The organism is Burkholderia sp. DN3021, from assembly GCF_049805555.1.
Lineage (GTDB): Bacteria > Pseudomonadota > Gammaproteobacteria > Burkholderiales > Burkholderiaceae > Burkholderia > Burkholderia pyrrocinia_C.
Genome location: NZ_JBNCAB010000140.1, coordinates 1 through 10,438, shown reverse-complemented (window position 1 = coordinate 10,438; position 10,438 = coordinate 1). Strand labels below are relative to the sequence as shown.

Sequence of the window (10,438 nt, the reverse complement as noted above, 5' to 3'; positions counted from 1 at the left end):
GCGCCCGCCCGTGCGACCGGCGGCGGGAATCGGCGCGGCCGGCCTGCCGCCCGACACCGCGCGACGCCGCCCGGCATCGCAAACGCCGGTACGCGCGCCACTCTATGCATGGACGGAAAAACCCGCGGCGCCGATCACGCCGGCGCCGAGCGTTCACGACACGCTGCGCTCGATCGAGGCCAGCACCGCACAATGGGCCACGCTCGGCGGTTCGCAGTCGACCGATGCCGCGCACGCGGCGGCAGCCGCCGCAACCGTGGCCGGTATGGCAGCGACAGCCGGCAGCGCTGCCGCGCCGGTGTCGGCTGCCGTGTCGAACGGGTTCGCCTCCGCGACGCACGGCGTCGCGGCCCATGACGCCGGCGCCACGGTCGAACACGACGCGGCGCCCGCTTACGACGACAACGCGCCGATCATGCTGGATGCGTTCATGCCGGCGGAGTCCGGCACGGCGCATGCTCCGGCCGCCGATACGGGCACCACGACGTTCGACGACGTCGTCCCGCAGACGCTGCCGGATACCGGCATCGACAATGCGGCGTTTTCGCATCGCGGCGCCCCCGAGATCCGGCACGCCGACGATGCGCCCGCCGCGCCGTCGTTCGGAATCGCACCCGCGCCGTCGTTCGACGCGCCGATCGACCTCGCTCCGTGGGAAGACCTCGCCAGCCAGCCGGTTTCCGCGTTCGACGGATCGGCCGATAGCCCGATCGCTGCGTCGCCGACCGGCGCGGCGGGATCGCAGCCGGCCAATGCGGCCTTCGCGCAACCGCAAGACGAGGCGGTTCACGGCATCGCTGCAAGCAAACCGGTTGCTTCCATCGATACCGGTGACAAGTACGACGCGCAACCGGCTCCTGCGATCGATCGCCTTGCACCGGCCCATGCGCCGCAGGGCATCGCCGATGCTCACGCCGACGTCCAACCCGCCGCGGAGATCGCTCCGTTTGCTGTCCTCCCCGCTTCATCGATCGCAGAATCGTCGGCACGCGCCGTTTCCGACGCCGTGCCGCTTGCGGCAGGGTCGGCACTGACTGCATCGCGTACCGCATCGGAAACCGTCGAGCCGAAAGCCGCGGAGCGCGCCGCGCCGCTGTCGGCAATCGCGCAGGGCGCCACGCCTGCGACTGATTGGACGCGGACGCCGTCGATTCCGCCGACGGTGCAACCTGCGACGACAAATACGGCCGTCTTCGCAGGATTGCCGAAATCGCAGCCAGCTCGACCGTTTGCCGCAGCACCGACGGCTTCGGCCGCCGCTACTTCGCCGCTCGGCGGCGCCGCTCACGGCGCGACCGCGCAGGTACCTGCATCTGCATCGAGCATGGCGCCCGACACAGCTGCGGCTGCACCGGCCGGCGTAACCGGCACGGCATCCGCTTCGTTTTCTCAGCCGGCCGCGTCGGCATCGACCGTTGCACCGGTCGCTTCGACTTCACCGGTCGGCGTTACCGGTACTGAATCCGCTTCGCTTTCGCAGCCGGCCGCATCGGCACTGACCTTTGCACCGGTCGCTTCGACTTCACCGGTCGGTGCAACCGGCCCGGCATCCGCTCCGCTTTCACAGCCAGCCGCCTCGGCACCGGCCGTCGCATCGGTAGTATCGGCGGCGCCGGTCGGCGTTTCGGGCGAGACTTACGGTTCACTCTCCCGCGAATCAACGCCCGCATCGACCGCTGTACCCGCCACGCCACCATCGACGGCCGGCGCGTCGGATTCGACATTCAACTCGACCGCGCAAGCGCCTGCATCGGCGGCAACGCCTAGGCCCGCTCCCGCGGCGCCTGTGAGTTTCGCGTCCGGCTCGATCGCCGCGCAGCCTTTCGCGCCCGCATCGACTCTGTCGGCCAACACGGCAGCCTCGTCGACCGGCACGACATTCGGCCGATCCGGCTCAACCGCACCGCAGCCGGCGGCCAGCCTGCCGGTTCCGCCAGCCGCTTCCGTCGTAACGACATCGTCCTCGGGCGCAGTCACCCCGATGACCTCGACCGCAGCGGCCCCGGTTCAACCGGACGCAGGCGCGCCTGTCATCGCGGCCGGATCGCTGGCGTCCATCGCGGCAACGACCGCGACGCAGCCCCCGCCGATCGCATCGGCGCCTGCGGCAACCGCAACTACGACGTTCGCTGCACCGCCCGCCCCTGCCGCATCGTCGGCAAGCTGGTCGGTGCCGAATGTGTCCGCGACACCGACTGCCGCATCGATCGCAGCACCGCAACCGGCAACAACCGTTCCCGGCGCGGGCCTGCCCACGCCAGCGACTGCCGCTGCCGCGCCGACGCTTCCCGTTGCCGCACCCGTCGGCGCAATCGCCACCGTGGCAACCGAACCGGCCGCGCCTGCCGCGGCCGACACAAACGCCGCCCCCGACACCCCCGCGCGCCAGCCGCGCCCGAACGCGTTCGAATTCCACGCGCCCGCGTCGTTCAACGTCGAACTGCCGACGCTCGACCTGCTCGAGCCCGCGTCCGACGACGTCGAAATGATCACCGAGGAACACCTCGCGCAGACGGCCCAGGTGATCGAGCAGCGGCTGCAGGAATTCAAGGTGCCGGTGACGGTCGTCGGCGCGTCGGCCGGCCCCGTGATCACGCGCTTCGAGATCGAGCCCGCGCTCGGCGTGCGCGGCAGCCAGATCGTCGGCCTGATGAAGGACCTGTCGCGCGGCCTCGGCCTCACGTCGATCCGCGTCGTCGAGACGATCCCCGGCAAGACCTGCATGGGCCTCGAACTGCCGAACGCGAAGCGCCAGATGATCCGCCTGTCGGAAATCCTTGCCGCGCGCGAGTACCAGCATTCGCCGTCGCAACTGACGATCGCGATGGGCAAGGACATCACCGGCCACCCGGTCGTGACCGATCTCGCGAAGGCGCCGCACATGCTCGTCGCCGGCACGACGGGCTCGGGCAAGTCGGTCGCGATCAACGCGATGATCCTGTCGCTGCTGTACAAGGCGACGCCCGAAGACGTGCGGCTCATCATGATCGACCCGAAGATGCTGGAACTGTCGGTCTACGAAGGCATCCCGCACCTGCTCGCGCCGGTCGTCACCGACATGAAGCTCGCGGCAAACGCGCTGAACTGGTGCGTCGGCGAAATGGAAAAGCGCTACCGGCTGATGTCGGCCGTCGGCGTGCGCAACCTTGCGGGCTTCAACCAGAAGATCCGCGACGCGGAAGCGAAGGAAAAGAAGATCGGCAACCCGTTCTCGCTGACGCCCGAGGATCCCGAGCCGCTGTCGAAGCTGCCGCTGATCGTCGTCGTGATCGACGAGCTGGCCGACCTGATGATGGTCGCCGGCAAGAAGATCGAAGAGCTGATCGCGCGCCTCGCGCAGAAGGCGCGCGCGGCCGGCATCCACCTGATCCTCGCGACGCAGCGTCCGTCCGTCGACGTGATCACCGGTCTGATCAAGGCGAACATCCCGACGCGCGTCGCGTTCCAGGTGTCGTCGAAGATCGACTCGCGCACGATCCTCGACCAGATGGGCGCCGAATCGCTGCTCGGGATGGGCGACATGCTGTTCCTGCCGCCGGGCACCGGTTACCCGCAGCGCGTGCACGGCGCGTTCGTCGCCGACGAGGAAGTGCACCGGATCGTCGAGTACCTGAAGCAGTTCGGCGAACCTCAGTACGAGGAAGGGATTCTCGACGGCCCGGCCGCCGACGGCGCGACGCAGGACCTGTTCGGCGAAGCGCCGGACGCGGAAGCCGATCCGCTGTACGACGAAGCCGTCGCGTTCGTCGTGCGCACGCGGCGCGCGTCGATCTCGTCGGTGCAGCGGCAGTTGCGCATCGGCTACAACCGCGCCGCGCGCCTCGTCGAGCAGATGGAGGCGGCCGGGCTCGTATCGGCGATGGGCATCAACGGCAGCCGCGAGGTGCTCGTGCCGGCCGCGGCCGACTGAGCAAGGCGGCCGCCCGGCCGCGATCGGCCGGCGCGGACGCACCGCGAAACCGGCCGCCCCGGAACACAAAGGGCGCTGCATCGGCAGCGCCCTTCGTCATTTACAGCGCCGGCACCAGCTTGAAGTCGACCGGCTTGCCGACCGCGACCTTCTGCGGATTCGCGCCGAGCTGCCCCGTTTCGGCATCGCGGCTGAACACGTAGAACGTATCGCTGTCCTGGTTGCCGACGATCAGCCACTTGCCGGTCGGATCGATCAGGAACTCGCGCGGCGTCCTGCCGAGGCTCGACTGGCGGCCGACGTGCTTCAGCCGGCCGTCGGCCCGGTTCACCGCGTAGATCACGATGTCGTTCGCGTCGCCGCGGTTGCTCGCATACAGGAAGCGGCCGTCCGGCGACAGATGAATCGCGCCGCCGCCGACCTTGCCCTTGAAGCCCGGCGCCGTCATCGGCACCGTCTCGACCGGCGTCAGCTTGCCGTCGTGGTAGCCGAACACCTCGACCGACGCGTTCAGCTCGCTCGTCACGTACGCGAACCGGCCGTCGGCGCCGAACACCATGTGACGCGGGCCCGAACCGGCCTTCACCGTCGTGTAGCGCGTGTCGGTCGGGCTGATCAGCCCGCGGCTGCCGTCCACCGTGTAGCGGTAGCCGTAGAGCTTGTCCGCGCCGAGATCCTGCACGAACAGGTAACGGCCGTCCGGCGAAAACACCGTCGAGTGCACGTGCGCGCCGTCCTGGCGGCCCTTCACGGGCCCCGTGCCCTCATGGTGCACGGCCAGCACGGCCTGGCCGACCGCGCCGTCGTCGCGCAGCGGGAACACCGCGAAGCTGCCGCCCGGATCCGATGCAACCGAATAGTTGGCCGTCACGAGGTACTTGCCGTCCGGCGACAGCGCGAGATAGCAAGGATCGTTCCCCTCCGACGACACGCGGTCGATGAAGGTCAGCGCGCCCGTCTTCGCGTCGAAGCGGAACGCGCTGACGCCGCCGCGCTGCGTCGCCGGCCCGTCGTCGCCGGGCAATTCGTTGACCGCGTAGACGGTGCGACCGTCGCGGCTCGGCAACAGATATGACGGATTCACGGTCTTCGCCGACGACACCGGCGCGACGCTGCCGGTTTTCGTATCGAAGCGATAAACGTAGATCCCGTCGCTGCCGCCACCCGTATAGGTGCCGACGAGCAGGTTGTAGACGCCGTCGGCCGGGGCGGGCGATTGCTGCGCAAATGCGTGGGTCGCGGACAGGGAAAGCACGATCGCGAAACCTTTCATCCAGCGAGCGAGCCTAAGCGGGAACCGTCGTGTCGAAGCGCGTGCGTCATGCTCGCGTAAACGGTTGGGCATTGAATCCTCCTTGCATCGAGTCGCTTCAAGTGTTGAGATAGGACGAAACGCCGGCCATTCACGCGCTCCGCCGCCCGGCCGAGTATACGGGGCGCAGCGCCGGCACGTGAAGCCCGGGCGCCGCCGTCCGCATTGTGAACTCGAAACCAAGGATCGCCTGCCCATGCCCGCCCTGATCGAAGACTACGCCCTCGTCGGCGACGGCCACACCGCCGCGCTGATCGCAAAAGACGGCTCCGTCGACTGGCTGTGCTGGCCCCGCTTCGATTCGGGCGCCTGCTTCGCGGCGCTCGTCGGCACGCCCGAGCACGGCCGCTGGCTGCTCGCGCCGGCCGCCGACGCCGCGATCACGCACACGACCCGCCGCTATCGCGGCGACACGCTGGTTCTCGAAACCGACTACGAAAGCGCCGACGGCGCCGTCACCGTGATCGACTTCATGCCGCCCGGCAATGGCTGGTCCGAACTCGTGCGGATCGTCGTCGGCCGCCACGGCACGATGAAGATGCGCATGGAGCTCGTGTTGCGCTTCGACTACGGCTTCTCGGTCCCGTGGGTCACGCAACTGACCCGCGAGGACGGCATGAAGGCGATCGCCGGCCCCGACACCGTCGTGCTGCGCACGCCGGTGCCGCTCGCCGGCAAGAACCTTCATACGATTGCGGAATTCACGGTGAGCGCCGACGAACGCGTGCCGTTCTCGCTCAGCTACGCGGCATCGCACATGCGGCTGCCGCCCGCGCGCGACCCGCTGTCGATGCTCGCGCGCACCGAGAACTACTGGCTCGAATGGTCGGGCCGCTGCCAGGTGCAGGGCCGCTACGCGGCCGCCGTGCGCCGTTCGCTGATCACGCTGAAGGCGCTCGCGTACGAGCCGACCGGCGGTATCGTCGCGGCGCCGACCACGTCGCTGCCCGAGAAGATCGGCGGCAACCGCAACTGGGACTATCGCTACTGCTGGCTGCGCGACGCGACGATCACGCTGCTCGCGCTGATGCGCGGCGGCTACTACGACGAGGCGCGCGCATGGCGCACGTGGCTCGGCCGCGTGATGGCCGGCTCGCCCGAGCAGATCCAGATCATGTACGGGATCGCCGGCGAACGCCGGCTGCCGGAAATGGAACTCGACTGGCTGCCCGGCTATCAGGACTCGAAGCCCGTACGCATCGGCAACGGCGCCGCGAACCAGCTCCAGCTCGACGTGTTCGGCGAGGTGATGGCCGCGCTGCACCTCGCGCGCGTGGGCGGGCTGCAGGCCGACGACACGGTCTGGTCCGTGCAGTGCGCGCTGCTCGACCATCTCGAGAAGATCTGGCAGGAACCCGACGAGGGGGTCTGGGAAACGCGCGGCGGCCGCCGTCATTTCACGTTCTCGAAGGTGATGGCGTGGGTTGCGTTCGACCGCGCGATCAAGTCTGCGGAAATGTTCCGGCTGCCCGGCTCGCTCGACCGCTGGCGCGCGCTGCGCGAGCGGATCCATGCCGACGTATGCGACAACGCGTGGCACAAAGACAAGCAGGCGTTCGCGCAGAGCTACGGCAGCGACGAACTCGACGCGAGCGTGCTGCTGATGCCGCTGCTCGGCTTCCTGCCGCCGGAAGACCCGCGCGTCGTCGGCACGGTCGAAGCGATCGAGCGGGAATTGCTGCACGACGGGCTCGTGATGCGCTACCGCACGACCGAATACGACGACGGCCTGCCGCCCGGCGAAGGCACGTTTCTCGCGTGCAGCTTCTGGCTGGTCGACAACTACGCGCTGCTCGGCCGGATCGACGACGCGCACCGCCTGTTCAGCCGGCTGCTCTCGCTGTCGAACGATCTCGGGCTGCTCGCGGAAGAGTACGACCCGGTTGCCGGGCGGCTCGTCGGCAACTTCCCGCAGGCGTTCTCGCACGTGGCGCTCGTGCATACCGCGATGAACCTGATGCACCACGAAGACGCAATGGCGCGCGCGGCCGGCCAGCCCGCACCGGCGATGGCCACGGGGCGCTGAACGAGGCGCGGGCAGCTTTTTCAGAGAACGTCAAATCGCAAAATTTTGATGAAAAATCGCGGAAATGTTGCATTGCAACATTCATGGTTGTCCGATATGATCGACACGATTGACCGGCCGCAGTGCAACATGGCCGGCCGCTGACCCCCACGGCACGCCGCGACGCCCCACGCCGCCCTTGCGCACCGTCCCCCACGCGGGAGTAGTCTGCATGCTTTACCAACTGCACGAATTCCAGCGGGCGATGCTGAGCCCGCTCACGGCCTGGGCCCAGGCCGCCTCCAAGTCGTTCGCCAATCCGTCCAGCCCGTTCTCGCTGATGCCGGGCGCGACGCGGATGGCCGCCGCGTACGAACTGATGTACCGGCTCGGCAAGGATTACGAGAAGCCCGAATTCAACCTTCACCAGATCGTCAAGGACGGCCACAACATCCCGATCGTCGAGCAGACGATCGTCGAGAAGCCGTTCTGCCGGCTGCTGCGTTTCAAGCGCTATTCGGACGACGCCGACGCCGTCACGCAGTTGAAGGACGAGCCGGTCGTGCTGGTCTGCGCGCCGCTGTCGGGCCACCACTCGACGCTGCTGCGCGACACGGTGCGCACGCTGTTGCAGGATCACAAGGTCTACATTACCGACTGGATCGACGCGCGGATGGTGCCGGTCGAGACCGGCCCGTTCCACCTGCACGACTACGTCGCGTACATCCAGGAGTTCATCCGTCACATCGGCGCGCGCAACCTGCACGTGATCTCGGTATGCCAGCCGACGGTGCCGGTGCTCGCGGCGATCTCGCTGATGGCGAGCCGCGGCGAGGACACGCCGCTCACGATGACGATGATGGGCGGCCCGATCGACGCGCGCCGCAGCCCGACGTCGGTGAACTCGCTCGCGACGCAGCATTCGACCTCGTGGTTCGAGAACAACGTGATCCACACGGTGCCCGCGAACTATCCGGGCGAAGGCCGCCACGTGTATCCGGGCTTCCTGCAGCACACGGGTTTCGTCGCAATGAACCCGGAACGGCACGCGCAATCGCACTGGGATTTCTACCAGAGCCTGCTGCGCGGCGACGAGGACGACGCCGAAGCGCACCGCCGCTTCTACGACGAATACAACGCGGTGCTCGACATGGCCGCCGAGTATTACCTCGAGACGATCCGTATCGTGTTCCAGGAATTCCGGCTGGCCGAAGGCACGTGGGATGTCGAAGGCGAGCGTGTGCGACCGCAGGACATCAGGCACACCGCGCTGATGACGATCGAGGGCGAACTCGACGACATCTCGGGCAGCGGCCAGACGCACGTCGCGCACGAACTGTGCACGGGCATCCCGCAGGACCAGCGCCGCAGCCTGACCGCCGAGAAGTGCGGTCACTACGGGATCTTCTCGGGCCGCCGCTGGCGCACGATCATCTACCCGCAGCTGCGCGACTTCATCCGCGAGCATGCGCCGGAACCGAAGCCCGGCGCGACGAAGGTGCAGCCCGTCGCACCGGCGGCCGCGACGCTCGCGGCCGTGCCGGCCGGCAACGCGCAAGCCGAAACGACACGTGCCACCACGGCGAAGCGCACGCGCGAGAAGGCAACGGTCACGGCCGCCGCGCCCGCCAAGGCCGCACCGGCGGCGAAACGTGCCGGCAGCAGCCCGCGCGCAAAAACTGTACGCACGCGCAAGGCCGCCTGACGCACCGCGTTCCGACGAAAAAACGCCGCCGTTGCCTGCGCACGGCGGCGTTTTTGCATCCGGCGGGCGCTGGTCGGCGCGTCAGCGCCGCAGCAGATACGCGAGCAGCACCTCGGTGTTCATCCGGACCATTTCCGCGCGCTCGTCGGTGTCGGTGAAGTCGCGACCGAGCGTCGCGGCGAGCGTGAAGCGGTTCGACACGATGTAGTAGCCGAGCCCCGACAGCGTCACGTAGAAACGCAGCGGATCGACGTCGCTGCGGAACAGCCCGGCCTTCTGGCCGCGCGTCAGCACGTTGCCGAGCTTTGCGACGATCGGCGACATCATCTCGCGGATCCGCGTCGACTTGTGCAGGTAGCGCGCTTCGTGCAGGTTCTCGTTGTTGATGAGCCTGAGCAGCTCCGGGTGGTCGCGGTAGTAGTCCCAAACGAAATGCGCGAGCCGCGTGACGGCTTCGACCGGCGCGACGCCGTCGAGATCGAGCACGCGCTCGGCCTCGGTCAGCGCGGAGAACGCATGTTCGAGCACGGCTGTAAACAGCTGCTCCTTGCTGCCGAAGTAGTAATAGAGCATGCGCTCGTTGGTTTCGGCCCGGCGCGCGATCTGGTCGACGCGTGCGCCGAACAGCCCTCCACTTGCGAACTCTTCGGCTGCCGCCATCAGGATGCGACGGCGCGTACCTTCAGGATCTCTTTTGATTTTTGGCTGATTCATGGTGGCGTTTTGCTATGTGAGCCGCGTGATCCGGACCGGCACCCCCACCGCCTCGGCGCCGGCCGCCGTGGAACGGGCGCGCCGCGTGCGGCCGCCCTCCTGCTGAGCCCCTGCAAAAAAGCGGTTCGATTATGCGCACAGACGGCGTCCAGCGCAATGCGGGAAATCGGCGATAATCAAGCTTTGGCAAACCTTTCCGGCCGCGCCCCGTGCGGCCGAGAGCCATTCGGCGCCGCTGCGCCCGTTGTCACCGTGACCGACTCCAAAACACTCGCGGATCGTATCGAAGATCTGCTTCCCCAGACGCAATGCACGAAGTGCGGCTATAACGGCTGCCGCCCGTATGCCGAGGCAATCGCCGCCGGCGATGCGAACTACAACCAGTGTCCGCCCGGCGGCGCCGAAGGCATCGCGCGCCTCGCCGGCCTGCTCGGCAAGCCGGTGATTCCGCTGAACCCCGTCAACGGCAGCGAGCACCCGCGCGCCGTCGCATTCATCGACGAAAACCTGTGCATCGGCTGCACGCTGTGCATGCAGGCATGCCCGGTCGACGCGATCGTCGGCGCACCGAAGCAGATGCATACGATCGTCGAGTCGCTCTGCACGGGCTGCGACCTGTGCGTGCCGCCATGCCCCGTCGACTGCATCGCGATGCTGCCCGTGACCGGCGATCGCACGGGCTGGGACGCGTGGTCGCAGGAACAGGCCGATGCCGCGCGCGAACGCCATGACCTCCGGCTCGCCCGCCAGCGCCGCGAACGCGAGGCCGCCGAAGCGCGCGCCGCCGCACGC

At 68.3% G+C, this 10,438-nt stretch carries 6 protein-coding genes; 4 read left to right on the top strand and 2 right to left on the bottom strand.

The genetic code is table 11. The annotated features are described in order from the left end of the window. On the top strand, window positions 1-3,910 hold a 3,910-nt coding region (locus tag ACPUER_RS34885), incomplete at its 5' end, for a DNA translocase FtsK (protein ID WP_425133348.1). A gap of 100 nt (window positions 3,911-4,010) precedes the next feature. Here the strand turns inward: ACPUER_RS34885 and ACPUER_RS34880 are convergent. After that, window positions 4,011-5,255 carry a lactonase family protein gene (locus ACPUER_RS34880; protein WP_425133347.1) on the bottom strand — a complete coding sequence of 415 codons (1,245 nt, stop codon included), beginning with the start codon at window positions 5,253-5,255 and terminating at the stop codon, window positions 4,011-4,013. A 163-nt stretch (window positions 5,256-5,418) separates the two neighbouring features. Between ACPUER_RS34880 and ACPUER_RS34875 the strand changes: the two genes are divergently transcribed. Both ACPUER_RS34875 and ACPUER_RS34870 read left to right on the top strand, forming a co-directional pair. Further along, window positions 5,419-7,248: a glycoside hydrolase family 15 protein gene (locus tag ACPUER_RS34875; protein ID WP_175962847.1), complete on the top strand. Its 1,830-nt coding sequence runs from the start codon at window positions 5,419-5,421 to the stop codon at window positions 7,246-7,248. A gap of 211 nt (window positions 7,249-7,459) precedes the next feature. Continuing rightward, complete coding sequence (locus ACPUER_RS34870; RefSeq protein ID WP_425133346.1) at window positions 7,460-8,932, top strand: polyhydroxyalkanoate depolymerase; 1,473 nt, start codon at window positions 7,460-7,462, stop codon at window positions 8,930-8,932. An 81-nt stretch (window positions 8,933-9,013) separates the two neighbouring features. On the opposite strand, the gene ACPUER_RS34865 is transcribed toward ACPUER_RS34870, so the two are convergent. Further along, window positions 9,014-9,646 (bottom strand): TetR family transcriptional regulator, encoded by a 633-nt coding sequence (locus ACPUER_RS34865; protein WP_034184817.1) that lies wholly within the window; start codon window positions 9,644-9,646, stop codon window positions 9,014-9,016. Window positions 9,647-9,802: 156 nt separating this feature from the next. On the opposite strand from ACPUER_RS34865, the gene rsxB reads away from it, so the two are divergent. Next, on the top strand, window positions 9,803-10,438 hold a 636-nt coding region (gene rsxB, locus ACPUER_RS34860), incomplete at its 3' end, for an electron transport complex subunit RsxB (RefSeq protein ID WP_425133349.1).

Excerpts from the sequence above, each read along its gene's own strand:
- ACPUER_RS34865 (WP_034184817.1), bottom strand. The coding sequence starts at position 9,646 with ATGAATCAGCCAAAAATCAAAAGAGATCCTGAAGGTACGCGCCGTCGC.
- ACPUER_RS34880 (WP_425133347.1), bottom strand. The coding sequence starts at position 5,255 with ATGCCCAACCGTTTACGCGAGCATGACGCACGCGCTTCGACACGACGG.
- ACPUER_RS34875 (WP_175962847.1), top strand. The coding sequence starts at position 5,419 with ATGCCCGCCCTGATCGAAGACTACGCCCTCGTCGGCGACGGCCACACC.
- ACPUER_RS34870 (WP_425133346.1), top strand. The coding sequence starts at position 7,460 with ATGCTTTACCAACTGCACGAATTCCAGCGGGCGATGCTGAGCCCGCTC.